The organism is Pseudomonas sp. F8002, from assembly GCF_013385495.1.
In the GTDB taxonomy this organism is placed as follows: domain Bacteria; phylum Pseudomonadota; class Gammaproteobacteria; order Pseudomonadales; family Pseudomonadaceae; genus Aquipseudomonas.
The window spans coordinates 21,077-47,346 of the sequence record NZ_JACAPW010000013.1; the positions used below are offsets into that span (position 1 = coordinate 21,077).

Consider the following 26,270-nt stretch of genomic DNA (forward strand, 5'->3'; position numbering starts at 1 on the left):
CCCGCGATAGCGGTGTTTCAGACACAGTTGCAGTGCCTGACACTCCGCTATCGCAGGCAAGCCAGCTCCCACATTTATGGGTCAGCTCACGGCTACCCTCGCATCCACCACCCGATCTACAAGCAACTGCACGCCCTCCAGCATCCGACACATCCCCAGCACCACACTGCGCTGTGAACCATCAACCTCAAAGGCCAAGTGCGCGGCGATGGCATTGATGGATTCCAGATCCTGAGAGGCATTAAGCAGCAGGGTTTCGGTATCGAGACCAGGGCGGAGGGTGAAGAACAGGTTTGAATCGGAAAGAGGATTTGGACTGTCTTTGATCATGATGCAGTTCCTGGAGAGTTAGAGACTACCACCAGGTTTTTCTCACGAACGAAGGTGGCAGCTGTACGCGGAGTGAGAAAACCAAGACCCCAGGAGCTTGGCCACGCCGAAGCGTGCCCGCGCACAGCCGCCATAACAGCGAGCATAGAAAAAGCGCCTGCACTGTAGACGGCGGGCGCTTTTGCGCCAATGGAGTCGTTCGGATTTCTCACGTCCGGTCGCTGAATTGGCAGCGACTGGCGAAGACTAGTGGTGCCCGTTCCGACCAGCAACCCGAAAGAAACGTAGGAAATATGTCGCTTCGAGGATGGGTTGTAAGGCATGTCCTGCTCCTTTGTACGAGGTCTCCTTTGTTCGTCGGTCTCTCATCATCTCGGCCTTCCAGTGTTAGCTTCCGCCACATAAGTATCTAATGCGGGGAAATTGCTCGACGAGAGTCGACCAATATTGGATCAAGGAAGGAATCAGGTATGCCAGGTTCAGGAACTACTAGAAAGCCGATTTACTCAGTTGTCACTACGATCCTATTGGCGTTTTGCTTGGTGTATATCGGTGGTCATTGGCTGCTATCGCCGGGGCACCCGCAATTGACAGAAGTTGTAATGAGAGTGCCACTTGGCACTGACGGGGCCGTCTATGGCGTCAAGGATGACCGTGGAGGGGCAACTGTTCCGTTCAGCTATCGATATTACGTTTACCGCGCCTTGGAGGACGACAGTGAAGTATTGGCTGCGTTGAGGGATGCCAGTCCATTTCTAATTACGCGTGACGCATCGGCAAAAGTTGATGTTCAGGGCCGTACGATCAATGTGTCGGTGGCGGGGGATGTATCCGACTATCACAGCAGTACGCTGTATCGACATGCCAATGGCAGCGATTACACAGCAGTGAGTGTTTTTCTGAATAGTCGGCCGGAAGATTGAAATTGGCGGTGGGTCAGTCTAGAGATGTTTGACGTGACCCACGTCGGTGGCGATTGCCAGCGGCAAACCGGCCGCCTGAGTCGACAGGCTTCACTCCTCTCAAATGTGGGAGCCGGGCTTGCCCGCGATAGCGGTGTTTCAGACACAGTTGCAGTGTCTGACACTCCGCTATCGCAGGCAAGCCAGCTCCCACATTTGATCCAGGGTGGGCTCGAGATTTGTATCAGGCGTCGGGCTTCCAGCCTCCGCCCAGCGCCGTCACCAAACCCACACTCGCCTGCAATTGCCGCGTCTGCACCGCTTGCAATGTGCGCTGCGCCTGCAACGCCGCCGTCTGCGCCGTCACCACATCCAGATAACTCAGAGCCCCGCCAGATAACTGTTCATCCAGCGCTTTCTGCTGCAAATCCGGCAGTTGCCCCTAGTTATCTTCCACCTCGCGCACGGCGCGTAAAACCTGGCTGCGGTAGTGGGCCGAGGCCTCTTCAAATTCGGCCTTGGCTTGGCACTCAGGCGCCCGCCGTCGAAGATCGGCAGGTTTACCAAGGGCCCCAGAGCCCAGTGGGTACTGGTAACTGCAGATAATGGGTTAAATAGTATGAAGGTCACATCCGAGCAGCTTGTGTGAAAGTTCCCTTTTTCATTTTTCCGTTATCGGTGCTACCTGAAGGTGTTAGTTTTTTTGCAAGCACCTAACCGTTTTGCTTGCTATTTACTTTTGCAATGTTTTGATAGGGTTAAATGCATCGGAATAAATTTTTGGATTGAAGGAGGAGTAATGAAGCTAGGTGATATAGAAGATACGTTACTTCTTAAAGCATGGCATCGATACGATGAAACAATTCGAAGCCCGTCAAGGTTGCACACCATCTGGTGATTTAAATGAGTAGCTTGATGCGGCGCGGAATGGTGCTTGGGCTGATTTTTTGCTTTATCAGTGCTGTATTTGACGTGTATGTGGCTTTTGTTACCCAAATGATAAATCCCTTGGTAGTCATTTTTTACTGCTTCAGTTTTTCAGGAGCCTTTTTTCTAAGTTTTACGCTCTTGCGAAGTAACAAAAAACTTATCTTAAAACTGTGCGAAAACATATTGTTAGTTTTTTTAGTCAATGTTGCAGTTCTATTGAACTGGGGCGGCCTGTTCTACGCACTCCGTTACCTGGAACCTGCCGTTGTCGGCGTGGCCTCAGTGGCATGCGGGCCGGCGCTAACGCTCATCCTCTCTGCTTTTGATAAAAACAGGGTTAAAACCGCGTTGGCGGATACATTGATTTCCTGGCTGGTACTGATTTCCGTGGGAATCATGTTGTTCAAGTCATTCATGGGTGACAGTGGTGTGTCTTCCACCACTACCGGGCAGCGAATGCTTGGCATCGTCAGCGTTCTGGTGTGCGCGTTGGGCACCGTGATGTATACGATCGTCTCGAAAAAGCTATTCGCTCGACAGTGGGTTGTTTATGAAATTCTGGCGGTCCGAAATGTGGTGATGATCATTGCCTGTGTCGTCTTGATTCCCGCGACGGGTGTCGGTTTTGCCTTGGGCCCTGAGCTGTTCTGGCCGATGCTGACGTTAGTGGTGATTGGCCATTTGCTGCCGATTTATCTGATTCAAAAAACCATTCATTATCTCAGTGCTATCCATGTCTCGCTGTTACTGCTGACACTGCCGGTGTTTGTCCTGCTGCTTCAATATCTCGACACACGAGTGGAGTTTTCGGCAGCCAGTGTCACGGCGGTTGGCGTCATTATTTTTTTACTCTCTGGACGAGCAATCGCAAGTCTGTATCTCGAAAGGCGGGGATTGAGATGAGCAGAGTCGTGATAGTCGATGGTTTTTCATCCGGTAAGTTTGTCGCGAAAGCGTTGCGTGAGCGAGGCTGTACGTTGATCCATGTGGCGTCGTCCGCGACGCTCGATGATTATTACTACATGGGTTTCGATGCCTCGATTTATGAATGTCTGATCGTCAATAAGCAGTTGGAAGCGACGGTCGAACGCGTTGCGACGTTCGATCCCCAGTACATCATCGCTGGGGCTGAAACCGGTGTGTTGTTGTCTGATTGGCTCAACGAGCAGCTCAATCTTCCTTATCGCAACCGATTCAACCGAACTCAGGCGCGCAGGAACAAGTTTGAAATGATCCGTTGTGTCGCCGACGCTGGGCTGCCAGCCGCGCAACAGGCTATCGTTGAGTCATGGAATGCGGCCAAGGCCTGGATCCTGGGGCATGGCAGGTTTCCCGTGGTGCTGAAACCTCTGGATAGTGCAGGCGCGGATGGGGTTTATATTTGCGATGATTTGCAAGATTGTGAGGTCGCCTTCGGAAAGGTTTTGGGAACGACCAATCGACTCAATATTAGAAACGCTCAGGTCCTGATCCAGGAATATTTGGTTGGTGTGGAATATGTTGTGAATATGGTCTCCCTGGGCGCGAGGCAGATGGTCACTGAAGTGGTGAGATACCGAAAGGAGCGGCTGGACAGCGGTAGCGTCATTTACGACATTGATGAACTGGTCAGCCCTGCCGAGCCTGAGTGTGAGCTGCTGGTCGACTACACCCGCAAGGTCGTCAGAAGCCTGGGCATTGAAAATGGCCCTAGCCACGCGGAGGTTATGCTGACCGAAAAAGGTCCCAGACTTGTGGAGATCGCAGCGCGCACCGACGGAATTCTTCGTCCTGAAGTATCCGAACAGACGACAGGACTGGGGCAGATTCGCGCCACGGTTATGTCCATCGTTGAGCCAGAACAATTTGAGCGCTTGCTTGACGCCCAGGTAGGTTATGAATTGTTGCTGCACAGCTATAACGTCTGCCTAATCAATCGTTCGCCGGGTTGTTTCACCAAAGAGCTGTTTTTAAGCGAGCTTCTGAAGCTCGAGTCCTATTTTTATTCGGTGTTCTACGTTGGCAGCGGGCAGCCGATTGGCATGACCAAAGACGTATTCAGCCAACCGGGTACCATTTATTTGGTGCATGCCGACAACGCGGTCATCAAGGCGGATTATTTGAAGCTTCGAGCACTCGAGGCTGTGGGAGCCTACTTGGCGCCCTGACGTCCGGATCAACAAAACTCCCGTATGTAATCCCGGTTGTAGGAAGCAACCTCACGCCCCAGGCAACCAGCCGCCGCCCAGCGCCGTCACCAAACCCACACTCGCCTGCAACTGCCGCGTCTGCACCGCCTGCAACGTGCGCTGCGCCTGCAACGCCGCCGTCTGCGCCGTCACCACATCCAGATAGCTCACAGCCCCCGCCTGGTAACTGTTCATCGCCAGTGCCTGTGTGTGTTCGGCGGCATTCGCGGCGGCTTGTTCGTCCATCGCCTCCTGCTGCAAGTCGCGCAGTTGCCCAAGGTTGTCTTCCACCTCACGCACGGCTCTTAACACCTGGCTGCGATAGTGCGCCGAAGCCTCTTCAAACTCCGCCTTGGCCTGGCGCTCATTGGCGCTCAACCGGCCGCCATCAAAGATCGGCAGATTCACCAGCGGCCCCAGCGCCCAATACCGATTGGCGGCGGAGAACAAGTTGCCCACACCTTGGGTCTGCCCGCCAATCAAGCCGGTCAAACTGAAATCCGGGTACCACGCCGCCTTGGCCACGCCGATATTCGCGTTGGCCGCAAACACCCGTCGCTCGGCTGCCGCGATATCCGGCCGGCGTTGCAGCAGGTGGCTCGGCAGTTGTTGCGGAATCCCCGGCAGCGCGATCAATTGCTGGCTCGGCGGCAGCTGGAATTCACTGGCGGATACGCCCACCAATTCACCAATCGCATGCTCGGTGAGATTGCGTTGACCGCGCACATCGTCAAGCTGCGCCTGTGCTTCAGCCAGCTGATTCTGCGCCCGGGTCAGGTCGAGCTCCGAGGCGATCTGCCCCTCGTACCGGCTGCGGGTCAGTTTCAGCGCCTGGCCAAAATCATCCAGCGAACTGCTGAGAATCCGGCTCTGGGCATCCAGCCCGTTGAGCTGCACGTACAGCGTCGCCAACTGATGCTGCAGGCTCAGGCGCGCCACCGCCAAGTCATCCCCGGAGGCTTGGGCCTGTGCATCACCTGCAGCCACCTGGTTGCGGATTTTGCCCCACAGATCCAGATCGAAGCTCAGCGCAAACCCCGCCGTGTTGCTGTTGTACACCGAAGGCTGGGTATCACCCCGCAGTGGCCGATTGTCCGATTGCCGCTGGCGCAACGGTTGCGCGCTGGCGGTTATTTGCGGGAACAGCCCGGCATGCAGTTGGCTGGCATACGCTTGTGACGCATCGAAATGCGCCAGCGCCGCCGCCAGGTCCGGGTTGGCCTTGAGCAGTTGTTCCTGCAGGTCGTTCAAGCGCTGGTCCTGGTAAAGCTGCCACCACTTCGGCGCCAGTTGGTCGGACGGTTGTGCGCTGTGCCACGGACCGTCGCTGGTCTGTTCGCGGTACTTGGCCGGCAGGTCGATGGTCGGCGCCTTGTAGGTGGGCGCCAGCGAGCAACCGTGCAGTGCCACCAATACCAGGGCCGCGAGGGGTTTAAGCCTTGGGCGCATGGGCACCTCCGGCATCGGCCATTTGCACGGCGTCGCCTTCGCGCAGTGCGTCGGGTGGGTTGTCGACTACGCGATCGGCGGGTTTCAGGCCCTGGTCAATCACCAGGCGCTCGCCGAGGTCGAGGCCGATGTGGATGTCTTGCAGATGCACGTGGTTCTTGGCGTCCAGTACCGCGACCTGGGTGCCTTCGGCCCGGAAGATCAGGGCGCTGGCCGGGATGCTTACGCCATGGGTATCCGCCGGAATCGCCAGGGTGGCTTCGGCGTAGTCGCCGGGCAGCAACTTGCCGTCCGGGTTGTCGGCCACGAACTGTGCGAGCAGGGTGCCGGAGCGGCGGTCGATGGCGGTGGAGTCGCCCATCAGCTTCGCGCTGAAGTGTTCGCCGGGGTGCTCGGGTACCGTCAGTTGGGCGGCCAGCCCGGGATGAATCACCGCGGCGTAGTTCTGCGGCACCGGCACGTAGAGGCGCAGTTGGTGGGTGTCGGCGATGTCGAACAGTTCCGGATCGCTGTCGCTGTCAGCCTTGATCAACTGGCCGATGTCGGTGTTGCGTGCGGTGATCACGCCGGCAAATGGCGCGCGGATGGTCTTGTAGTCTTCCAGGGCCGAGAGCCGCGCATAGTCAGCCTCGGCGGCCTGGGCGTTGGCCTTGGCCGCCAGCGCGTTGGAGGTTTTTTCATCGGCCTCCTGGCGCGATACCGAATGGCTGTCCAGCAGGTTTTTCCAACGGGTGGCGGTGGTTTGCGCCAGGCGTGCATTGGCCTGTTCCTGCACCATGCGCGCGTGGGTTTGCGCCACTTGCTGGTCGAGGTCGGGGCTGTCGATTTCGGCGAGAATCTGCCCGGCCTTGACCTGGCTGCCGATGTCGACTTTCCAGTCTTTCAGGTAACCGCTGACCCGCGCATGAATCGGTGCCTTGCTCCAGGCTTCCAGATGCGCGGGCAGGCGCAGGGTGTCGCCGGCCGCGTTCTGTTTGGGCTGGAATACCAGCACCTGCGGCACGGCGGCGGTTTCGGTCCAGGCGGTGACGGATTTTTCATGCATCGTACGGGCGTGCAGGCCGTTGGCGACCAACAGGGCGGCCAGTGTCAGGCCGCCGACACCCATGAGCATCAGACGCTTGCGCGAGGGTTTGTGATCAGACGACATGTGAAGTTTCTCCAGCAGCAGCGCGAGTAGGGTGACGACCGTGGACCAGGCTGAAGACCACGGGTACAAACAGCAAAGTGGCAGTGGTGGCGAGGATCAGGCCGCCGATCACGGCACGTCCCAGCGGCGCGTTTTGTTCTTCGGACAAGGCCAGCGGCAACATGCCGATGATCATCGCCAGGGCGGTCATGCAGACCGGGCGGAAACGGGTGTAGCCGGCTTCCAGTGCCGCCTTGAGTGCATCGCCATGTTCGGCCAGGCGCTCTCGACAGAAGCTCACCACCAGGATCGAGTTGGCGGTGGCCACGCCCATACAGAGGATGGCCCCCGTGAGTGCCGGCACCGATAAAGAGGTGCCGCTGAGGAACAGCATCCACACGATCCCCGCCAGGGCTGCCGGCAGTGCGGTGATGATCACGAACGGGTCGGTCCAGGACTGGAAGTTGACCACGATCAGCAGGTAGATCAGCACCACCGCACCGAGCAGGCCGAAGCTCAAGCCGTTGAACGCTTCATGCAGCGCATCGATCTGCCCGTGCAGGCTGATGGTCGCGCCTTTGGGGCGCATCGGGGCCATGTCGTTCAGCACCTTTTGCACATCGCTGGCGACGCCGCCGAGGTCGCGGCCTTGCACGTTGGCGTACAGGTCCAGGGTCGGCTCGATGTTGTAGTGGGTCACCACCGCCGGACTTTGTACCCGCGAGATGGTCGCCACGCCGCCGAGGATCTGCGACTGACCATCGGCACCGGTTACCGGCAACGCTTCCAGGGACGGCAGGCTGTCGAGGCGGTATTGCGGGGTGGCTGCCACGATCGAATACGACACGCCGTTGGCCGGGTTGAGCCAGAACGTTGGTGCGGTTTGCGAGCTGCCGGCCAGGGACGCAACCATGCTGTTGGTTACGTCACGCTCGGTGATGCCCAGGCCGTTGGCACGCATGCGGTCCACGTTGACTTGCAGTGACGGGTAGCCGGTGGACTGCTGGATTCGCAGGTCGGCAATGCCCGGTATGTGTTTCAGGCGACGTTCCAGTTCGATGGCGTAGGCGCGGTTTTCTTCATCGCTGCGCCCGGAGATTTTCACGTCGAGCGGGGCCGGCGAACCGAAGTTGAGGATCTGGCTGCTGATGTCTGCCGGGAGGAATGCGAACTGGCTGCCGGGGAAGCTTTCGGGCAACGCTTCACGCAGTTTTTTCACGTAGTCGGCGGTGGGCGCATGGTCCTTTTTCAGGGTGACCTGGATATCGCCGTCCTGTGGGCCGATGGTGCCACTGCTGCTGTAGGCCATGTCGATGCCGCTCAGCGGGATGCCGATGTTGTCGACGATGGTGTCCAGTTCGTCGGCCGGAACGATCTCGCGAATCCGCGCTTCGATCCGGTCAAAGGCCGCCGCGCTCTCTTCGATGCGTGTGCCCAGCGGCAAGCGCACGTGCAGGGCCATGGCCCCGGCGTCGGTGGCCGGGAAGAAGTCCTGGCCCAGACTTGGCAGCAGTAGGAACGAGGCAAGGATGCACGCCAGAAAACCCACGATGAATCGCTTGCGTGCGCCCAGGGCCAGGGTCAGCAGGCCGTGATAAACGTCCCGCACGTTGGAGAAGTGACGCTCAAAACCCTGCTGGAAATTCAGCACCGATTGCAGCACCGCGTTGCGCTGCGGTTTGTGCTGGTCGCCCTCGTGATGGTTGATGAATTCATCTTCCGGGTGATGACCTTCACCTTGCTCCGGCACGTGCGGCTTGAGCAGGAACATCGCCAGGGTCGGCACCAGTGTTCGCGACAGAATGAACGAGCTGGCCATGGCGAAAATCACCGCCAATGCCATCGGACGGAACAGATAACCGGCGATACCTTGCAGCATGAACATCGGTACGAACACGATGCAAATACACAGCAGGGACACGAATGCCGGGCCGACGATTTGCTTGGCGCCGTCGAGGATCGCGTCCTTCACCGCCTTGCCTTGTTCCAGGTGCCAGTTGATGTTCTCGATGGTCACTGTGGCGTCGTCCACCAGGATCCCCACCGCTAACGCCAGCCCGCCGAGGGTCATGACGTTGAGAGTTTGCCCGGTGGCCGCCAGCAGGGCGATGGCCGAGAGTACCGCGAGGGGAATCGACGCGGCGATGATGATGGTCGAGCGCCAGCTGCCGAGGAACAGCAGGATCATCGCACTGGTCAGCAAGGCGGCGATGATGCCTTCCTGGGCCACGCTGCCCACCGACTGTTTGACGAACACCGAGGCGTCGCCGAGCAGCGAGGTCTTCAGCGACGGCGGCAGGGTTTCATTGATGCGCGGCAGCATCTGGCGGATGCCGTCGATGATCGAGAGCGTAGAGATGCTGCCGTTTTTCAGGGCCGGCATCAGCACCGCACGGTGGCCGTCGACGCGCACGATGTTGGTCTGCGGCGGCGAGCCGTCACGCACGTGGGCCACCTGGCCGATGGTGATGATCGCACCGTCGACTGTCTTGATCGGCAAGTCGTTGAGCTCATCAATCGCCTTCGGGCTGTTGTTGAGCAAAATCGTGTATTCGTTGGGGCCGAGTTTGGCGGTACCCACCGGGATAATCTGGTTCTGCAGGGCCAGGGCGTTGCCTACGTCCTGCGCCGAGAGGCCTTTGGCGGCCAGCGCCTGCGGGTCGAGGTCGAGGGTGATCTGGCGTTGCTTGCCGCCCATTGGCGTGGGCATGGCCAGGCCGGGCAGGGCGCTCAGGGGCAAGCGGATGTTGTTCTGCACCAGGTCGCGGATCTTCGCTTCCGACAAGCTGGGGCTGGAGAACGCCATCTGCAGAATCGGCACCGTAGAGGCGCTGTAGTTGAGGATCAGCGGCGGCGTAATGCCCGGTGGCATCTGCTTGAGCACGGTTTGTGACACCGCTGTTACCTGGGCGTTGGCGGTGCGGATATCCACGCCGGGCTGGAAGAAAATCTTCACGATGCCCATGCCGGGTAACGACTGCGATTCAATGTGCTCGATGTCGTTGACGGTGGTACTCAGGGAGCGTTCGTAGGTGTAGATCACGCGACCGGCCATGGCGTCCGGAGACAGGCCGTTGTACTGCCAAACCACCGCAACGACGGGGATGCCAATATCGGGAAATACGTCAGTGGGGGTACGCAAGGCCGCCATGGGCCCGATGATGCAGATGAAAATTGCCAGCACGATAAACGTGTAGGGCTTGAGCAGTGCGGTCTTTACCAGCCCGAGCATGCCGTAACCTCCAAAGGAGTTGGATTGCAAACGCTCGCAGTCTTGACGGACCCACCTAACACGCACCTTTCAGCCAGGTGAAGGAAGATTTAGTTAACGGCTGAAGATCCTTTCATATGTATTCATTTGTTCAACAATGGTGACAGTAACAAGCTGGATACCGATCGAACGGGAGCTGTTTCGCCTGTTCACTCTTTATCCATTTGGAGTTCTGCCATGTCTCTTAAACCCTTGTTGTTGATCCCGGCCTTGAGTGCGGTCCTGTTGTTGTCGGCGTGTGCCGGCCCGATGCCGAAGGCGGACCCGAGCGAAGCCTGGATCGGCTTGCAAGAGGAGGCACCCAACGACCTGATGGCCGAGCGGGTAGACGGTAAAAACATTAATGATGGCCGCTACTTCGAAGTGAAACCCGGCGCGCATCGCCTGGACGTCACCTTGTTTGAAGAAGAGGCGGGGGATGATAACCAGCAGGATTGTCGCGGGCATGTGACCTACGGCAACTTCAAGGCCGGCGAGCATTACACCCTGGTGGAATCCAGCCTGGGTACGACGGTGCGTGCCGAGTTGAAGGATAGCCACGGCAAGGAATTGGCGCAGACCGAAGACTTCAGTTGCATGCCTGGCTAAGGCGTCAGGCGTGGTGCCCGGCGGGTTTGTGCAGCTTGCCGGGTGCTGCGGGTTTTACGTGTGGGTGATGGTGCCGGCGGGTCACGCGCATCACGCCCCACAGCATGGCGGCGGCGACGGCCAGCCAGCCACAGATCAAAAGCAGAATCGTTGTTGTCAGGCTCATAAGTGCCTCCTTTCGCCCGGTGCCGGGCACACACTGTCTTCTCAATGGACAGTCTAGCTATCCGCAGGTTGCCTGCTATTGACCAATGGTCGTGTGCGTCCAACTTGTTTGCTCTATCGCCGGCCTTTTACTGCGCTGCAAGGCTATACCCGCGCCCCGGAGCGTCCTATGATCAGGGCCCACGTCGACCGTTGATCAAGTGAGTGAAGAAGTTGCGGTTTCCCTCGAACATTAAAACCTCCTGGTGGGTCGCCGCCTGTTTCATGGGGCTGGCGGCCTGTTCCTCGCATCCAAAACCCACGAGCATCCCGGGGCTGCCGGAGAGTGTCGAGCTCAAGGGCGTGCCGGCGTTTCGCGGTGAGACTTACCTCGGTGGCCCAGCCGCTCTGGCCAGCATGCTGTCTCAACAAGGCATTGTGATTACACCGGGGCTATTGGATAAGCCACTGCATTTGCCGGGCGCTGAAGCGGACCTTGAGCGCAACATGCAGGTGCTGGCCCGTGAATACGGGATGTTGGTGTACCCGCTGGAAGATCAGTTGCCGGCGCTGCTGGCACAGGTCGCGGCCGGGTACCCGGTGATGGCGCGTATCACCCAGGGCTCAACCTTCTGGGCCGGTCCGCGGTATGTCGTGGTGGTGGGTTACAACAAGCAGAAGAGCATGGTGTTGCTGCGTACAGGGTTGGCGCGACGCATGCCGATGGATTTCAGTGCGTTTGAGTCGGCGTGGAAAGACGGCGGCAAGTGGGCGGTACTGATTCAGCGGCCCACCCAGTTGCCGGTCAAGGTCGACGCCCAGCGCTGGCAGCAGGCTGCCAGCGCCACAGCCCAGGCGGGCCAGGAACAGGCGGCGGCCCAAGCAGTCAAGGCACTGGCCAGTCAGGCCAAATAAAAAAACGGCGCTCAAGGGCGCCGTTTTTTATGTCGCTATTTACGGATCAGCGGGACTCGGTGACCTGAACATTCGCCCGTGGGCGGTTCTTCAGGTTCTTGTCAGCCTTGTAGCGCAATGCGACGTCTGGCACCGAGCCGCTCTTGCCGGTTTCGACCCAGCTGCGGATGCGCCCGGCATCGGCAAAGTGGGTGAATTTGCCGAAGGCATCGAGGATCACCAGCGACACCGGGCGATTACCCATGCTGGTCACCAGCACCAGGCAATGGCCGGCCTGGTTGGTAAAGCCGGTCTTGGTCAGCTTGATGTCCCAGTTGGCGCGGTTGATCAGGTGGTCAGTGTTGGAGAAACCCAGGGTGTAGTTGGGTTTGCGGAACGAGACGGTCTTTTCCTTGGTGGTGCTCAACTGGCTGAGCATCGGGTACTTGCGTGCGGCGGCCAGCAGCTTGCTCAGGTCGCGGGCGGTGGACACGTTATGGATCGACAGGCCGGTAGGTTCCACATAATGGGTACTGGTCATGCCCAGTGCCTTGGCCTTGGCGTTCATCGCTGCGATGAAGGCCGGGTAGCCGCCCGGGTAGTGGTGGGCCAGGCTGGCGGCGGCGCGGTTTTCCGAGGACATCAGGGCAATCAGCAACATCTCCTTGCGCGGCATCTCGCTGCCGATCTTGACCCGGGAGAACACGCCTTTCATCTCTGGCGTGTCCTTGATGTTGATGTCGATGTATTCATCCATGTTCTGCTTGGCTTCCAGCACGATCAGGCCGGTCATCAGTTTGCTCACCGAGGCGATCGGCACGATGACATCCGGGTTGCTGGCATAGATGACTTTGTTGGTCTGCAGGTCTACCACCATCGCACTGCCGGAGGCGATGTGCAGGGTGGACATGTCGCGGGGAGCGGTGGTGGTTTCGCTTGCGCTCGCGAAGGTGCCTGTCAATGCAAAAAATAGGCTGACAATGGAAAGATGAATTTTCACGCGGATGAACTCGCTAAAAAAAGTAGGGATATACCGTTCTGCAACGGAGGTTCTGACAAATAACGTTACATTCTAGAAGTATGGATCAGAAACTGTCGAATGTTCTTCTAGAAACAGATGAAACCCCTTAAAAACAAAGAAAAAACTACTTTTTTTCGGCCAATAAAAAGCCCTGCGATAAGGCAGGGCTCTTTCAGAACGGCTGGTTATTAGACGTGCAGGGTTTCGGCGGCGTACAGGGTGTTTTCCAGCAGGCAGGCACGGGTCATCGGGCCGACACCACCGGGTACCGGGGTGATCCAGCCGGCACGGGGCAGGGCGGTTTCATACACCACATCGCCCACCAGCTTGCCATCGTCCTGGCGGTTGATGCCCACGTCGATGACGATGGCGCCTTCCTTGATCCACTCACCCTTGACCAGGCCCGGCTTGCCGGCGGCGACGACCACCAGGTCGGCGCGGCCAACGTGGCCGGCCAGGTCCTTGGTGAAGCGATGAGTCACGGTCACGGTGCAGCCGGCCAGCAGCAGTTCCATGGCCATCGGGCGACCGACGATGTTCGAGGCGCCGACGACGACGGCATCCAGGCCATACAGATCGACGCCGGTGCTTTCCAGCAGGGTCATGATGCCCTTCGGGGTGCACGGGCGCAGCAGCGGGATACGCTGGGCCAGGCGGCCGACGTTATAAGGGTGGAAACCGTCGACGTCCTTGTCCGGACGGATGCGTTCGAGCAATTTCGACGCGTCCAGATGCTCGGGCAATGGCAGTTGCAGCAGGATGCCGTCGATGGCCGGATCGTCGTTGAGGCTGTCGATCAGGTCGGTGAGGGCCTGTTGGGTGGTGTCTTCAGCCAAGTCGTAGGCTTTGGAAATAAAGCCGACCTCTTCACAGTCTTTACGCTTGTGCGAGACATAAACCTGAGAGGCAGGATCGCTGCCGACCAGGATCACCGCGAGGCCCGGCGTGCGCAGGCCTTGTTGGCTGCGCTCGGCGACTCGTTTGGCGATCTGCTGGCGCAGGCTGGCGGCGATTGATTTGCCGTCGATAAGTTGTGCAGTCATTACGCGTGATTAACCATCGAGAGGGGGAAGAAAAGTGCGCGCATTCTCGCATGCCATGGCGTGAGGGCAAAGGCGCTTGGTCTGCAAATTCCCCTAACCCCTTAAATAAAATGAATTTTTTATAAAAAGGATTTGACGGGTTTCGGGTCCATCTATACTATTCGTCGCACTTGTCGGGCACAGCCTAGCACTGGTTAGTTTGTAATCCTCCAAGAGTACAGATTAATAAGGCGCCCGTAGCTCAGCTGGATAGAGCATCCGCCTTCTAAGCGGATGGTCGCAGGTTCGAGTCCTGCCGGGTGCGCCATTAGGCAGCTTTGGCACAAGTAGCGCAATATGGTGGGCGTAGCTCAGTTGGTAGAGCACGGGATTGTGACTCCCGTTGTCGAGGGTTCGATCCCCTTCGTCCACCCCATATTTGAAAAGGCGCCAGATTAATAGTCTGGCGCCTTTGCTTTAAAAGCTTCAAGCGCGGATGTGGTGGAATTGGTAGACACACTGGATTTAGGTTCCAGCGCCGCAAGGTGTAAGAGTTCGAGTCTCTTCATCCGCACCAAATAAAGTTTCGTGAAGGCCTGCGGGTCGGCGCGAAGCTCAACAAATAGCCTTTTTGACGGGCTTTTTGGTCACGCAATATGGTGGGCGTAGCTCAGTTGGTAGAGCACGGGATTGTGACTCCCGTTGTCGAGGGTTCGATCCCCTTCGTCCACCCCATATTTCGAAAGGCGCCAGATTAATAGTCTGGCGCCTTTTTTGTTTCAGCGGTTTGAGTTTCAACGCAGTCGCAGGTGTTGGGCTGCAGGGCAGGGCGTTTCGTCGTATTTATGTTTCGCGATGATGCCGCACTGCTTGCCGGCCTTGTCCGCAGGGTCGGTTGTCAGGGAGATGATTGGCAACCGCTTCTATATATAGAAGGGTTGGCGCAGAGCCCTGGCATGATGGGATGTATTTGCCACCGGGGCGAGCTGCACTCGTGCATTCGCACCTATAAATTGCCTGCTGTTTTTTTACCCGTTTTCAGTAGGGTGACTTCTTGAGTTTGACCCACTAGAATGCATGCCCTTGATTCTGGGGTCGGAAACGGCCAGCTAACGTCTGTGCAACGAGGAATATCCATGCAAGTTTCTGTTGAAAATACTTCTGCTCTTGAGCGCCGCATGAGCATCACCGTGCCGGCCGAGCGCATCGAGACCCAGGTCAACAAGCGTCTGCAGCAGACTGCCCAAAAGGCCAAGATCGCTGGTTTCCGTCCAGGCAAAGTGCCAATGAGCGAAATCAAGCGCCGCTTCGGTGCTGATGCACGTCAGGAAGCTGTAGGTGACGTGATCCAGGCTTCCTTCTACGAAGCCGTTGTCGAGCAAAAGCTGAACCCGGCTGGCTCGCCCTCCATCGAGCCCAAGTCCCTGGAAGCAGGCAAGGATCTGGAATACGTTGCAATCTTCGAAGTGTTCCCTGAATTCGAAGTTGCCGGTTTCGATTCGATCGCCATCGAGCGCCTGAGCGCTGATGTTGCTGACTCCGACCTGGACAACATGCTGGAAATCCTGCGCAAGCAGAACACCCGTTTTGAAGTGGCCGATCGTGCTGCCCAGAACGAAGACCAGCTGAACATCGATTTCGTAGGCAAGGTTGACGGCGAAGCATTCGCTGGCGGCTCCGCCAAGGGTACTCAGCTGGTGCTGGGTTCCAACCGCATGATTCCTGGTTTCGAAGACGGCCTGGTTGGCGCCAAAGCCGGCGAAGAGCGCGTTCTGAACCTGACTTTCCCGGCTGACTATCAGAACCTGGACCTGGCTGGCAAAACCGCCGAGTTCACCGTGACCGTCAACACCGTTTCCGAGCCCAAGCTGCCGGAACTGAACGAAGAGTTCTTCAACCAGTTCGGTATCAAGGAAACCGGCATCGAAGGTTTCCGCACCGAAGTTCGCAAGAACATGGAGCGTGAACTGCGCCAGGCCATCAAATCCAAGGTCAAGAACCAGGTGATGGACGGTCTGCTGGCCGCCAACCCGATCGAAGTGCCGAAGGCCCTGCTGTCCAACGAAGTTGATCGTCTGCGCGTGCAGGCTGTTCAGCAGTTCGGCGGCAACATCAAGCCTGACCAACTGCCGGCCGAACTGTTCGAAGAACAGGCCAAGCGCCGCGTTGTACTGGGTCTGATCGTGGCTGAAGTGGTCAAGCAATTCGACCTCAAGCCTGACGAAACCCGCGTTCGCGAAATGATCCAGGAAATGGCTTCGGCCTACCAGGAGCCTGAGGCTGTTGTGTCCTGGTACTACAAGAACGACCAGCAGCTGAACGAAGTGCGTTCGGTTGTGCTGGAAGAGCAAGTTGTGGATACTGTTCTGCAGAAGGCTAAGGTGACCGATAAAGCGGTCTCTTACGAAGAAGCAGTCAAGCCGGCTGAAGCAGCACAAGCCGACTGATCGCTCAACTCGTTTGAAAATACACCCATAAGCCAGCCTCGCGCTGGCTTATGCGTATTCAAGACATGACTATTTGGGAGTAACTGCAGAGCATGTTCCGTAATTCGTATATTCAGCAGAACTCTGATATCCAGGCCGCTGGCGGCCTGGTCCCGATGGTTGTCGAGCAATCTGCTCGTGGCGAACGCGCCTATGACATCTACTCGCGCCTGCTCAAGGAGCGAGTGATCTTTCTGGTTGGTCCGGTAGAGGACTACATGGCCAACCTGATTTGTGCGCAGCTGCTGTTCCTTGAAGCGGAAAATCCGGACAAGGACATCCATCTCTACATCAACTCCCCGGGCGGTTCGGTGACAGCGGGCATGTCGATCTACGACACCATGCAGTTCATCAAGCCGAACGTATCGACCACCTGTATCGGTCAGGCGTGCAGCATGGGTGCTTTCCTGCTGACCGCTGGTGCTGAGGGCAAGCGTTACTGCCTGCCGAACTCACGCGTGATGATTCACCAGCCACTGGGCGGTTTCCAGGGCCAGGCATCGGACATCGAAATCCATGCCAAGGAAATCCTCTTCATTCGTGAGCGTCTCAACACGCTGATGGCCAAACATAGCGGGCATACCCTGGAAGAGATCGAGCGCGACACCAACCGTGACAATTTCATGAGCGCCGAAGCGGCTCGTGAATACGGGTTGATCGACGCAGTGATCGAAAAGCGCCCCGCTTAATATAAGCAGCTCAAAATAGGGCTGGTCGGCAGGTCCGACCACCAGTGGACTTGAAAAAGCCCTCAATAGCCTTCATCTTGTGTTGCAAGCCTATCGGATTTGGATCGAACGAATGACTGACACCCGCAACGGCGAGGACAACGGCAAGCTGCTCTATTGCTCCTTCTGTGGCAAAAGCCAGCATGAAGTACGCAAGTTGATTGCCGGCCCCTCGGTCTTTATCTGCGACGAGTGCGTCGACCTGTGCAATGACATCATCCGTGAGGAGGTGCAGGAAGCCCAGGCCGAAAGCAGCGCGCATAAATTGCCTTCGCCTAAAGAAATCAGCGGCATCCTTGATCAGTATGTGATTGGTCAAGAGCGTGCAAAGAAGGTTCTGGCCGTAGCGGTGTACAACCACTACAAGCGTCTGAACCAGCGTGACAAGAAAAGTGACGACGTCGAGCTCGGCAAAAGCAACATCTTGCTGATCGGCCCTACAGGCTCGGGTAAAACCCTGCTTGCAGAGACCCTGGCTCGCCTGCTGAACGTTCCCTTCACCATCGCCGACGCAACCACTCTTACCGAGGCCGGTTACGTAGGTGAAGACGTCGAGAACATCATTCAGAAGCTGCTGCAGAAATGCGACTACGACGTGGAGAAGGCCCAGATGGGCATTGTCTACATCGATGAAATCGACAAGATTTCGCGCAAATCCGACAACCCGTCGATCACCCGGGACGTTTCCGGTGAAGGCGTGCAGCAAGCGCTGTTGAAACTGATCGAAGGCACGGTTGCTTCCGTACCGCCACAAGGCGGCCGCAAGCACCCGCAGCAGGAATTCCTTCAGGTTGATACGCGCAACATCCTGTTCATCTGTGGCGGTGCGTTCTCCGGCCTGGAAAAGGTTATTCAAAACCGTTCCACCCGTGGCGGCATTGGCTTCAGTGCAGAAGTACGCAGCAAGGAAGAAGGCAAGAAAGTCGGTGAATCCCTGCGTGAAGTCGAGCCTGACGATTTGGTCAAGTTCGGTCTGATCCCGGAATTCGTTGGCCGTCTGCCGGTCCTGGCGACGCTGGACGAGCTGGATGAGGCTGCGTTGATGCAGATCCTCACCGAGCCGAAAAACGCCCTGACCAAGCAATACGCCAAGCTGTTCGAGATGGAAGGTGTGGACCTCGAGTTCCGTGCTGACGCGCTCAAATCGGTGGCCAAGCGGGCACTGGAGCGCAAGACCGGCGCCCGTGGTTTGCGCTCGATCCTCGAAGGCGTACTGCTCGACACCATGTACGAAATCCCCTCGCAGTCCGAGGTGAGTAAAGTGGTGATCGACGAAAGCGTTATAGAAGGCAAGTCCAAGCCACTGTATATCTACGAAAACAGTGAGCCGGCTGCCAAGGCTGCGCCAGACGCGTAAGCGTTGCACCGCCGAGCTGTACAAAATAAAGGGGCCTTAAGGGGCCCCTTTGTTTTTACTGCGTTTAACTGATGCCATTACGCTTGTTTTTTTTGCAGGCAGCCCCCATCTTGGTTTCAAGCTTACTTTCATCTGTCATAGAGGCGAAATCATGAAGACAACCATCGAATTGCCTCTCCTGCCGTTGCGTGATGTCGTCGTCTATCCGCACATGGTTATCCCGCTGTTCGTGGGGCGCGAGAAGTCTATCGAAGCCCTCGAGGCCGCGATGACGGGCGACAAGCAGATCCTGCTGCTGGCCCAGAGAAATCCTGCTGACGATGATCCGGGCGAAGATGCCCTGTATCGCGTTGGTACCGTTGCAACTGTCCTGCAACTGCTCAAGCTGCCTGATGGCACCGTCAAGGTGCTGGTGGAAGGCGAGCAGCGCGGTGCGGTCGAGCGCTTCATGGAAGTGGACGGCCACCTGCGTGCCGAAGTGGCGCTGATCGACGAAGTCGACGCCCCTGAGCGCGAATCCGAAGTGTTCGTTCGCAGCCTGCTGTCCCAGTTCGAGCAATACGTGCAACTGGGCAAGAAAGTCCCCGCAGAAGTCCTCTCTTCCCTCAACAGCATTGATGAGCCAAGCCGCCTGGTCGACACCATGGCCGCGCACATGGCGCTGAAAATCGAGCAGAAGCAGGACATTCTCGAGATCATCGATTTGTCGGCCCGGGTCGAACACGTCCTGGCGCTGCTGGATGCCGAAATCGACCTGCTGCAGGTTGAGAAGCGCATTCGCGGCCGTGTCAAAAAGCAAATGGAGCGCAGCCAGCGCGAGTACTACCTGAATGAGCAGATGAAGGCCATTCAGAAAGAGCTGGGCGACAGCGAGGAAGGCCACAACGAAATCGAGGAGCTGAAAAAGCGCATCGATGCCGCCGGCCTGCCGAAAGACGCGTTGACCAAGGCCACTGCCGAGCTGAACAAGCTCAAGCAAATGTCGCCGATGTCGGCCGAAGCCACCGTGGTTCGTTCGTATATCGACTGGCTGGTGCAGGTGCCGTGGAAGGCCCAGACCAAAGTGCGCCTGGACCTGGCCCGCGCCGAAGATATTCTCGATGCCGATCACTACGGCCTCGAAGAAGTCAAGGAACGCATCCTCGAATACCTCGCCGTGCAAAAGCGCGTGAAGAAGATTCGTGGTCCGGTGTTGTGCCTGGTCGGTCCTCCTGGTGTGGGTAAAACCTCGCTGGCGGAGTCGATTGCCCACGCCACCAACCGCAAATTTGTGCGCATGGCCCTGGGCGGTGTGCGTGATGAAGCGGAAATCCGTGGTCATCGCCGGACTTACATCGGTTCGATGCCAGGAAGATTGATTCAAAAGATGACAAAGGTGGGTGTGCGCAACCCGCTGTTCCTGCTCGATGAAATCGACAAGATGGGCAGCGACATGCGTGGCGACCCGGCGTCTGCTTTGTTGGAAGTGCTCGACCCCGAGCAGAACCACAATTTCAACGACCATTACCTGGAAGTCGACTACGACCTGTCCGACGTAATGTTCCTGTGCACCTCCAACTCGATGAATATTCCGCCAGCCTTGCTGGACCGGATGGAGGTGATTCGTCTGCCGGGTTACACCGAAGACGAGAAGATCAACATCGCCGTCAAATACCTCTCGCCCAAGCAGATTGCGGCCAACGGCCTGAAAAAAGGCGAGATCGAATTTGATGCCGACGCGATCCGCGACATCATTCGTTTCTACACCCGCGAGGCCGGTGTACGGGGCCTTGAGCGTCAACTGGCGAAGATCTGCCGTAAGGCCGTGAAGGAACATGCGCTGGAAAAACGCTTCTCGGTGAAGGTCACCGCGGACCTGCTGGAACACTTCCTGGGCGTGCGCAAATTCCGCTACGGCCTGGCTGAGCAGCAGGACCAGGTAGGCCAGGTCACTGGCCTGGCGTGGACCCAGGTGGGCGGCGAATTGCTGACCATCGAGGCCGCCGTGATCCCGGGCAAAGGGCAACTGATCAAGACCGGTTCCCTGGGTGACGTGATGGTTGAATCCATCACCGCCGCGCAGACCGTGGTGCGCAGCCGCGCCAAGAGCCTGGGGATCCCCCTGGACTTCCACGAGAAGCACGACACCCACATCCACATGCCGGAAGGGGCAACGCCTAAAGACGGTCCTAGCGCAGGCGTAGGCATGTGCACGGCACTGGTATCAGCCCTGACCGGCATTCCGGTGCGCGCCGATGTCGCCATGACCGGGGAAATCACCCTGCGTGGCCAGGTACTGGCCATTGGTGGCCTCAAAGAGAAATTGCTGGCTGCACACCGCGGTGGTATCAAGACTGTGATCATTCCTGAAGAGAATGTTCGCGACTTGAAGGAGATTCCTGACAACATCAAGCAGGATCTGCAGATTAAACCGGTTAAATGGATTGACGAGGTCCTGCAAATTGCGCTGCAATACGCGCCGGAGCCCTTGCCGGATGTGGCTCCGGAGATAGTTGCAAAGGATGAAAAACGCGAGACTGACTCTAAGGAAAGAATTAGCACGCATTAATACGTTTAAGCCTGGGGGCTTCCTTGACAGCTTTTTAGAGCCCTTGTTATAAAGCGGCTCTTAAGTGTCTGTAGGCCATTCAGCACTGGTTTTTGCTTTCACCAAAAAACTTAGAATCATACTCAATAGATATAAGGGGACTTAGAGTGAACAAGTCGGAACTGATTGATGCTATCGCTGCATCTGCTGATATCCCGAAAGCCGCTGCTGGCCGTGCGCTGGACGCAGTAATCGAATCCGTCACTGGCGCTCTCAAGGCCGGCGACTCTGTGGTACTGGTTGGTTTCGGTACTTTCTCTGTGACCGATCGTCCAGCTCGCACTGGCCGTAACCCACAGACTGGCAAGGCTCTGCAAATCGCCGCTGCCAAAAAACCAGGTTTCAAAGCCGGTAAAGCCCTGAAAGAAGCCGTTAACTAAGCTTCGCTCAAGCCTTACCCATCCGGGTCGGACGCAGGTCTGACCTGGCAGCGGAGCGGCAGCTGACCCGAGTATCCATCGGGTCGCCACGCCGGGGGTGTGGGTTCAAACCCCCGTCCGCTCCGCCAGTTACGAGAAGGCGCATCCTCGGATGCGCCTTTCTTCTATCCGGACTCTACCCACGCTCCACGGTTGCCTAATTTTGAAGTTCAACCGTTTCTGGGGGACGCATGCTGCAGAATATCAGGGACAATTCACAAGGCTGGATTGCCAAGACCATTATCGGGATCATCGTCGCATTGATGGCGTTCACCGGTATCGAGGCTATTTTTCAGGCTTCGACCAACAACAAGCAGGACGTGGCCAAGGTCAACGGTGAAGAAATCACCCAAAGCGAACTGGGCCAGGCCGTCGACATGCAACGTCGCCAGCTGATGCAACAGCTGGGCAAGGACTTCGATGCTTCCTTGCTGGACGAAAAGCTGCTGCGCGACGCCGCCCTCAAGGGCCTGATCGATCGCAAGCTGCTGCTGCAAGGCGCGGCCGATTCGAAATTCGCTTTCTCCGAAGCTGCGCTGGATCAAGTGATCCTGCAGACGCCGGAATTCCAGGTGGATGGCCAGTTCAACGCTGAGCGTTTCGACCAGGTGATCCGTCAGCTGGGCTACAGCCGTATGCAATTCCGTCAGATGCTGAGCCAGGAAATGCTGATCGGCCAGGTTCGTGCAGGCATTGCCGGCAGCGGTTTTGTGACTGATGCCGAAGTGCTCGCGTTCGCCCGTCTGGAAAAACAGACCCGCGATTTTGCCACCGTCAGCGTCAAGGCCGACCCTGCAGCAGTGAAGATCACTGACGACGAGGTCAAGGCTTACTACGACCAGCACGCCAAGGAGTTCATGACCCCGGACCAGGTGGTCATCGACTATCTGGAGCTGAAGAAGGCTTCCTTCTTCGACCAGGTCGCGGTCAAGGACGATGAGCTGCAAGCCCTCTATCAGAAAGAAACCGCCAACCTCGCTGAACAGCGTCGCGCGGCGCACATCCTGATTGAAGTCAACGACAAGACCACCGACGAGCAGGCCAAGGCCAAGATCGAAGAGATCCAGGCACGCCTGGCCAAGGGCGAGAAATTCGAAGCCCTGGCCAAGGAGTTCTCCCAGGATCCGGGTTCTGCGAACAACGGCGGTGACCTCGGTTTCGCTGGCCCTGGTGTCTACGACCCTGCCTTCGAAACAGCGCTGTATGCACTGAACAAGGACCAGGTCTCGGCACCGGTGCGTTCCAGCTTCGGCTGGCACCTGATCAAGCTGTTGGGTGTTGAAGCACCAGAAGTGCCATCGTTCGCCAGCCTGAAAGACAAGCTGACCCGCGAGCTCAAGACCCAGCAGGTTGAACAGCGTTTCGTCGACGCGACCAAGCAACTGGAGGACGCTGCATTCGAAGCTTCCGACCTGGCCCAGCCGGCGTCGGATCTGAAGCTGACCGTGCACACTTCCGCGCCGTTTGGCCGTGAAGGTGGCGAAGGCATCGCTGCCAACCGTGCCGTAGTGACCGCTGCATTCAGCCCTGAAGTACTGGATGAAGGTGCCAACAGCACCGCCATCGAACTGGACCCGGAAACCATCGTGGTGCTGCGTGCCAAAGAGCACCTGAAGCCTACCCAGCTGCCGCTGGAAAGCGTTGCCACTGCCATCCGTGCCCAGTTGACCAAGGAGCGCGCGAGCGCTGCGGCGAAGACTCACGCGGACGAGCTGATTGCCAACCTGCGTGATGGCAAGACACCGCTGAACCAGCCGGTGGATGGCCAGGCCTGGAAAGTCACCGAAGCGGCCACCCGTGGCCAGGAAGGCGTCGAGCCAGCCGTGCTGCAAGCCCTGTTCCGCATGCCAAAGCCTGCGGCCAAGGACAAGCCGACCTTCACCAGCGTGACCCTGCCAGACGGTAGCCTGGTGATCGTGCGCTTGAACGCGGTCAATGAAGCCGCTGCACCGACCGATGACGAGAAGGCTCAGTACCGCCGCTTCCTCGCGTCCCGTGTCGGCCAGCAAGACTTCGCCGCCTATCGCAAGCAGTTGGAAACCAAGGCTGAGATCAAGAAGTTCTGATCTCGTAACAGCCTGAATAAACAGACCCCGGCCTGAAGAGGCCGGGGTCTTTTTTTATCCACTAATCAGCTGACTCAACCAGTCTTGATTCAACGCGCAAACTTGAGCTTGCCCCAACTCAGGCCAATCACAGCCGCCAGGGTCGAAGCGCTCAGCACACTCAGCTTGGCAGCCGACAGCAGCGTCGGATCGGAGAAGGCCAGCGACGAGATGAAGATCGACATGGTAAAACCGATCCCCGCCAGCAGGCCCACCAGGGCGATGCCGTTCCAGGTCACGCCCTCCGGCAATTGGCAGATGTTCAGTTTGACCAGCACCACGCTCGCCAGCATCACACCGAGCGGCTTGCCGAGCACCAGGGCCAGGATGACCCCCATGAACACGCCGTGGGGCAGTGGATCGTCCAGGTTGAACCCTTGCAGGCTCACTCCGGCGTTGGCCAGGGCAAACAGTGGCATGACGCCAAAGGCCACCCATGGGTGTAACCCGGCTTGAATCCGCTGCACCGGCGGCAACATTTCCCGTTGGGCCTGTCTCAATTGCTTCAACGGTTTGGCGACTTGATGGGCACTTTCAGCCGATTGTGAAAGCCGCTCCATCAGCTCGTTGAACGTGCGCCCGATGGTGTCCAGAGGGCGTTCCCGGGTGGGCCTGGACGTGACGGGTGTCATCATGCCCAGCATCACGCCGGCAAGCGTAGGATGCACGCCGGTCTTGAGCAGCCCAAACCAGACAATCGCCCCCGGCAACAGGTACACCACCGCCTTGCCAATTCCCATCCGCTGAAAAACCAGCACCAGCGCCAGCCCGCAGGCCGCGATCACCAGGCCCATGTAGTCCAGGCTGGCGGTATAGAAAATCGCGATGATCAGGATGGCGACGATGTCATCAATGATCGCCAGCGCCAGCAGCAGGATGCGCACGCCGGCGGGGATGGATTTACCCAACAGCGCCAGCACACCCACGGCAAATGCAATGTCGGTGGCAGTGGGCACTGCCCAGCCACTGGCCGCTACGGTGCCATGGTTGAGCAGGGTGTAAATCAGCGCCGGCATCAGCACGCCACCCAGTGCCGCGCCGAGGGGCAGGGTGGCCAGTTTCAGGTTGGCGAGTGCGCCGTCCCTGATCTCCTGGCGAATCTCGGCGCCCACCACCAGGAAGAAGATGGTCATCAGCCCATCGTTCACCAGGAAGTGCAACGAGCGCGAGACCGTGAAGTCTCCCAGCCCGATAGTGAGTGGGGTGTTCCAGAAGTGTTCGTAGGAATCTGCGACGGGGCTGTTGGCCCAGACCAGCGCGACGATCGCTGCCAGCAGCAACACGATACCGCTGACTGCTTCGATCCTTGAAAACCGCTCCAATGCGGACAGGGCGCCTTCGACCAGAACCTGGGGGCGCGGAATAGCAGGGTGTTTATCAGGCACGACAAGTCTCCATTGGCGGCCCGACCAATGCTTATCCTTTAACCTGCGCTGTGCCGTATGCAGCAGCGCACCCGGTGCGATCATAAGAGTTAAGAAACATCACGTCACGTTTCGTTTAAACATCGGTTAAACGCAGCGTCGCGATCAGCGCCAGTACGACCAACGCGGCGACCGCCCATGGAAACGATGTCACTCCCCACCCTTGCAACAACATGCCGCCGAGTAGTCCGCCACCGGCGATGCCCAGGTTCCACACCGTCACCAGCATCGACTGTGCGGCATCGGCTGAATCCCCGGCCGACTTGGCCAGCGCCGTTTGCAGCAATGCCGGCAAACCGCCAAACGCCAGCCCCCATAACGCCACCGTGGTGTAGATCACCGTCGCCGAGGTGATCCAGAACGCCAGCGCCAGGGCCGACAGCGCGAACATTGCGCAGCTGATTACCAATAAGGCGCGCAGCCGCTGATCAATCAGCGCGCCGACGATCCAGATACCCAGCAGCGCCGCCAGGCCAAACACCAGCAGCACCTGGTCGATGTCCGCTGCAATCCCGGCAGGTACCAGGAACGGCGCGATATAGGTGTAGAGAATGTTATGAGCCAGTACGTAGGTGAAAGTCACAAACAGCACCGGACGAATCCCTGGCAGTGCCAGCACCTGGCGCAGCCCCAGGCGTTTTTCCGCCTGTTGCCCGGCAAAGTCCGGGACCTGCCAGCGCACCCAGGCCAGCAGCACAACCGTCAGGCCGGACATGATCGCGAAGCTCAGGCGCCAGCCAACCGTGGTGCCCAGGAATGTCCCGGCCGGTACACCCAGTGACAGCGCCAATGGCGCGCCGAGCATGGCCACGGCAATGGCCCTGCCTTGCAGGTGCGGCGCAACCATGCGGCTGGCATAACCGGCCAGCAGCGCCCAGAGCAATCCCGCGAACACCCCGGCGAAGAACCTGGCCACCAGGGTCAGCAGGTAATCGCTGGAAAACGCCGTCACACTGTTGACCAAGGCAAACCCGCCGATGGCAATCATCAGCAATGGCCGCCGGCGCCAGCCCCGGGTGGCGATGGTCAGGGGAATCGCGGCCAACAGCGAGCCCAGGGCGTACAGGGTCACCAACTGGCCCACCAACGCTTCGGACACCCCGAGGCCGGCGCCCATTTGCGGGAGCAAACCCGCCGGCATGGCTTCGGTGAGGATGGTGATGAAACCGGCGGTAGCCAATGCCAACAGACCGCCCAGAGGCAGTCGTTCACGGCTCACCGCGCGGGTCGTGGAAGATAGGGCGCTGTCACTCATGTTTTCTGGGCTCCGGTTTTCAGACGAAAGGGCAGGGAGCCAGAGTAGGGTGCTGCACGGT

The 26,270-nt window shown here is 58.3% G+C and carries 20 protein-coding genes, 4 tRNA genes and 1 pseudogene; 15 read left to right on the forward strand and 10 right to left on the reverse strand.

Going from position 1 to position 26,270, the window contains the following annotated elements:
* Nucleotides 1–81: 81 nt before the first annotated feature.
* A complete protein-coding gene (locus HX811_RS11035) occupies nt 82–330 on the reverse strand; it encodes a DUF6124 family protein (protein WP_177045914.1) in 249 nt (82 codons plus the stop codon).
* Between the two features lie 470 nt (nt 331–800).
* Between HX811_RS11035 and HX811_RS11040 the strand changes: the two genes are divergently transcribed.
* Nucleotides 801–1,253 carry a hypothetical protein gene (locus tag HX811_RS11040; protein WP_177045916.1) on the forward strand — a complete coding sequence of 151 codons (453 nt, stop codon included), beginning with the start codon at nt 801–803 and terminating at the stop codon, nt 1,251–1,253.
* A gap of 223 nt (nt 1,254–1,476) precedes the next feature.
* Here the strand turns inward: HX811_RS11040 and HX811_RS11045 are convergent.
* A pseudogene (locus tag HX811_RS11045) lies at nt 1,477–1,838 on the reverse strand (RND transporter); the annotation flags it as partial.
* Between the two features lie 297 nt (nt 1,839–2,135).
* Here HX811_RS11045 and HX811_RS11050 point away from each other — a divergent pair.
* Together HX811_RS11050 and HX811_RS11055 are read left to right on the forward strand one after the other, a co-directional pair.
* Complete coding sequence (locus HX811_RS11050; RefSeq protein ID WP_177045918.1) at nt 2,136–3,065, forward strand: DMT family transporter; 930 nt, start codon at nt 2,136–2,138, stop codon at nt 3,063–3,065.
* A complete protein-coding gene (locus tag HX811_RS11055) occupies nt 3,062–4,309 on the forward strand; it encodes an ATP-grasp domain-containing protein (RefSeq protein WP_177045920.1) in 1,248 nt (415 codons plus the stop codon). The genes HX811_RS11050 and HX811_RS11055 overlap by 4 nt, the downstream gene beginning before the upstream one ends.
* 51 nt (nt 4,310–4,360) lie before the next feature.
* On the opposite strand, the gene HX811_RS11060 is transcribed toward HX811_RS11055, so the two are convergent.
* The 3 genes from HX811_RS11060 to HX811_RS11070 are packed head-to-tail and all read right to left on the reverse strand — an operon-like array spanning nt 4,361 to nt 10,140.
* Complete coding sequence (locus tag HX811_RS11060) at nt 4,361–5,779, reverse strand: efflux transporter outer membrane subunit (RefSeq protein ID WP_177045922.1); 1,419 nt, start codon at nt 5,777–5,779, stop codon at nt 4,361–4,363.
* Nucleotides 5,763–6,929 carry an efflux RND transporter periplasmic adaptor subunit gene (locus HX811_RS11065; RefSeq protein WP_102369543.1) on the reverse strand — a complete coding sequence of 389 codons (1,167 nt, stop codon included), beginning with the start codon at nt 6,927–6,929 and terminating at the stop codon, nt 5,763–5,765. Before HX811_RS11065 ends, HX811_RS11060 begins: the two co-directional genes overlap by 17 nt.
* The gene (locus HX811_RS11070) at nt 6,919–10,140 is read right to left on the reverse strand and encodes an efflux RND transporter permease subunit (protein WP_003207843.1); all 3,222 of its coding nucleotides are present in this window, start codon (nt 10,138–10,140) and stop codon (nt 6,919–6,921) included. The genes HX811_RS11065 and HX811_RS11070 overlap by 11 nt, the downstream gene beginning before the upstream one ends.
* A 216-nt stretch (nt 10,141–10,356) precedes the next feature.
* Here HX811_RS11070 and HX811_RS11075 point away from each other — a divergent pair, with 216 nt between their 5' ends.
* Complete coding sequence (locus HX811_RS11075; RefSeq protein ID WP_003207845.1) at nt 10,357–10,767, forward strand: hypothetical protein; 411 nt, start codon at nt 10,357–10,359, stop codon at nt 10,765–10,767.
* A 4-nt stretch (nt 10,768–10,771) separates the two neighbouring features.
* On the opposite strand, the gene HX811_RS11080 is transcribed toward HX811_RS11075, so the two are convergent.
* Nucleotides 10,772–10,933: a hypothetical protein gene (locus HX811_RS11080; RefSeq protein ID WP_003207847.1), complete on the reverse strand. Its 162-nt coding sequence runs from the start codon at nt 10,931–10,933 to the stop codon at nt 10,772–10,774.
* Nucleotides 10,934–11,196: 263 nt separating this feature from the next.
* On the opposite strand from HX811_RS11080, the gene HX811_RS11085 reads away from it, so the two are divergent.
* Nucleotides 11,197–11,826, forward strand: a complete 630-nt coding sequence (locus HX811_RS11085) for a peptidase C39 family protein (protein WP_102370290.1) — start codon at nt 11,197–11,199, stop codon at nt 11,824–11,826.
* Between the two features lie 46 nt (nt 11,827–11,872).
* Here HX811_RS11085 and pbpG read toward each other — a convergent pair whose 3' ends face one another.
* Together pbpG and folD are read right to left on the reverse strand one after the other, a co-directional pair.
* Nucleotides 11,873–12,805, reverse strand: coding sequence for a D-alanyl-D-alanine endopeptidase (pbpG, locus tag HX811_RS11090; RefSeq protein ID WP_003207851.1), 933 nt, complete (start codon nt 12,803–12,805; stop codon nt 11,873–11,875).
* 209 nt (nt 12,806–13,014) lie between these two features.
* A complete protein-coding gene (gene folD, locus HX811_RS11095; protein ID WP_003207853.1) occupies nt 13,015–13,869 on the reverse strand; it encodes a bifunctional methylenetetrahydrofolate dehydrogenase/methenyltetrahydrofolate cyclohydrolase FolD in 855 nt (284 codons plus the stop codon).
* Nucleotides 13,870–14,099: 230 nt separating this feature from the next.
* Here folD and HX811_RS11100 point away from each other — a divergent pair.
* From HX811_RS11100 to HX811_RS11145, 10 genes are all read left to right on the forward strand, one after another.
* Nucleotides 14,100–14,176: transfer RNA gene (locus HX811_RS11100), tRNA-Arg, on the forward strand.
* 32 nt (nt 14,177–14,208) lie between these two features.
* Nucleotides 14,209–14,284 (forward strand) — tRNA-His (locus HX811_RS11105).
* 56 nt (nt 14,285–14,340) lie between these two features.
* Nucleotides 14,341–14,425 (forward strand) — tRNA-Leu (locus HX811_RS11110).
* Nucleotides 14,426–14,507: 82 nt separating this feature from the next.
* A tRNA-His gene (locus tag HX811_RS11115) sits at nt 14,508–14,583 on the forward strand.
* A 401-nt stretch (nt 14,584–14,984) separates the two neighbouring features.
* Nucleotides 14,985–16,295 (forward strand): trigger factor, encoded by a 1,311-nt coding sequence (gene tig, locus HX811_RS11120; protein WP_003207855.1) that lies wholly within the window; start codon nt 14,985–14,987, stop codon nt 16,293–16,295.
* A 92-nt stretch (nt 16,296–16,387) separates the two neighbouring features.
* Nucleotides 16,388–17,023, forward strand: coding sequence for an ATP-dependent Clp endopeptidase proteolytic subunit ClpP (clpP, locus tag HX811_RS11125; RefSeq protein ID WP_003174822.1), 636 nt, complete (start codon nt 16,388–16,390; stop codon nt 17,021–17,023).
* Between the two features lie 112 nt (nt 17,024–17,135).
* Nucleotides 17,136–18,419, forward strand: a complete 1,284-nt coding sequence (gene clpX / locus HX811_RS11130) for an ATP-dependent Clp protease ATP-binding subunit ClpX (protein WP_003207856.1) — start codon at nt 17,136–17,138, stop codon at nt 18,417–18,419.
* A 151-nt stretch (nt 18,420–18,570) separates the two neighbouring features.
* A complete protein-coding gene (lon, locus tag HX811_RS11135; RefSeq protein WP_003207858.1) occupies nt 18,571–20,967 on the forward strand; it encodes an endopeptidase La in 2,397 nt (798 codons plus the stop codon).
* Between the two features lie 146 nt (nt 20,968–21,113).
* On the forward strand, nt 21,114–21,386 hold the full coding sequence (locus HX811_RS11140) for an HU family DNA-binding protein (RefSeq protein ID WP_003174819.1): 273 nt from the start codon (nt 21,114–21,116) through the stop codon (nt 21,384–21,386).
* Nucleotides 21,387–21,616: 230 nt separating this feature from the next.
* The gene (locus HX811_RS11145; RefSeq protein WP_003207860.1) at nt 21,617–23,491 is read left to right on the forward strand and encodes a SurA N-terminal domain-containing protein; all 1,875 of its coding nucleotides are present in this window, start codon (nt 21,617–21,619) and stop codon (nt 23,489–23,491) included.
* A gap of 89 nt (nt 23,492–23,580) precedes the next feature.
* On the opposite strand, the gene nhaA is transcribed toward HX811_RS11145, so the two are convergent.
* Together nhaA and HX811_RS11155 are read right to left on the reverse strand one after the other, a co-directional pair.
* Nucleotides 23,581–24,915 (reverse strand): Na+/H+ antiporter NhaA, encoded by a 1,335-nt coding sequence (gene nhaA / locus HX811_RS11150; RefSeq protein ID WP_177045924.1) that lies wholly within the window; start codon nt 24,913–24,915, stop codon nt 23,581–23,583.
* 115 nt (nt 24,916–25,030) lie between these two features.
* Entirely contained in the window at nt 25,031–26,209 is a 1,179-nt protein-coding gene (locus HX811_RS11155) for an MFS transporter (protein WP_177022254.1), read from the reverse strand.
* Between the last annotated feature and the right edge of the window lie 61 nt (nt 26,210–26,270).

Coding starts and splice junctions, on each gene's coding strand:
- HX811_RS11035 (WP_177045914.1), bottom strand. CDS start 330: ATGATCAAAGACAGTCCAAATCCTCTTTCCGATTCAAACCTGTTCTTC.
- HX811_RS11040 (WP_177045916.1), top strand. CDS start 801: ATGCCAGGTTCAGGAACTACTAGAAAGCCGATTTACTCAGTTGTCACT.
- HX811_RS11050 (WP_177045918.1), top strand. CDS start 2,136: ATGAGTAGCTTGATGCGGCGCGGAATGGTGCTTGGGCTGATTTTTTGC.
- HX811_RS11055 (WP_177045920.1), top strand. CDS start 3,062: ATGAGCAGAGTCGTGATAGTCGATGGTTTTTCATCCGGTAAGTTTGTC.
- HX811_RS11060 (WP_177045922.1), bottom strand. CDS start 5,779: ATGCGCCCAAGGCTTAAACCCCTCGCGGCCCTGGTATTGGTGGCACTG.
- HX811_RS11065 (WP_102369543.1), bottom strand. CDS start 6,929: ATGTCGTCTGATCACAAACCCTCGCGCAAGCGTCTGATGCTCATGGGT.
- HX811_RS11070 (WP_003207843.1), bottom strand. CDS start 10,140: ATGCTCGGGCTGGTAAAGACCGCACTGCTCAAGCCCTACACGTTTATC.
- HX811_RS11075 (WP_003207845.1), top strand. CDS start 10,357: ATGTCTCTTAAACCCTTGTTGTTGATCCCGGCCTTGAGTGCGGTCCTG.
- HX811_RS11080 (WP_003207847.1), bottom strand. CDS start 10,933: ATGAGCCTGACAACAACGATTCTGCTTTTGATCTGTGGCTGGCTGGCC.
- HX811_RS11085 (WP_102370290.1), top strand. CDS start 11,197: ATGGGGCTGGCGGCCTGTTCCTCGCATCCAAAACCCACGAGCATCCCG.
- folD (WP_003207853.1), bottom strand. CDS start 13,869: ATGACTGCACAACTTATCGACGGCAAATCAATCGCCGCCAGCCTGCGC.
- tig (WP_003207855.1), top strand. CDS start 14,985: ATGCAAGTTTCTGTTGAAAATACTTCTGCTCTTGAGCGCCGCATGAGC.
- clpP (WP_003174822.1), top strand. CDS start 16,388: ATGTTCCGTAATTCGTATATTCAGCAGAACTCTGATATCCAGGCCGCT.
- clpX (WP_003207856.1), top strand. CDS start 17,136: ATGACTGACACCCGCAACGGCGAGGACAACGGCAAGCTGCTCTATTGC.
- lon (WP_003207858.1), top strand. CDS start 18,571: ATGAAGACAACCATCGAATTGCCTCTCCTGCCGTTGCGTGATGTCGTC.
- HX811_RS11145 (WP_003207860.1), top strand. CDS start 21,617: ATGCTGCAGAATATCAGGGACAATTCACAAGGCTGGATTGCCAAGACC.
- HX811_RS11155 (WP_177022254.1), bottom strand. CDS start 26,209: ATGAGTGACAGCGCCCTATCTTCCACGACCCGCGCGGTGAGCCGTGAA.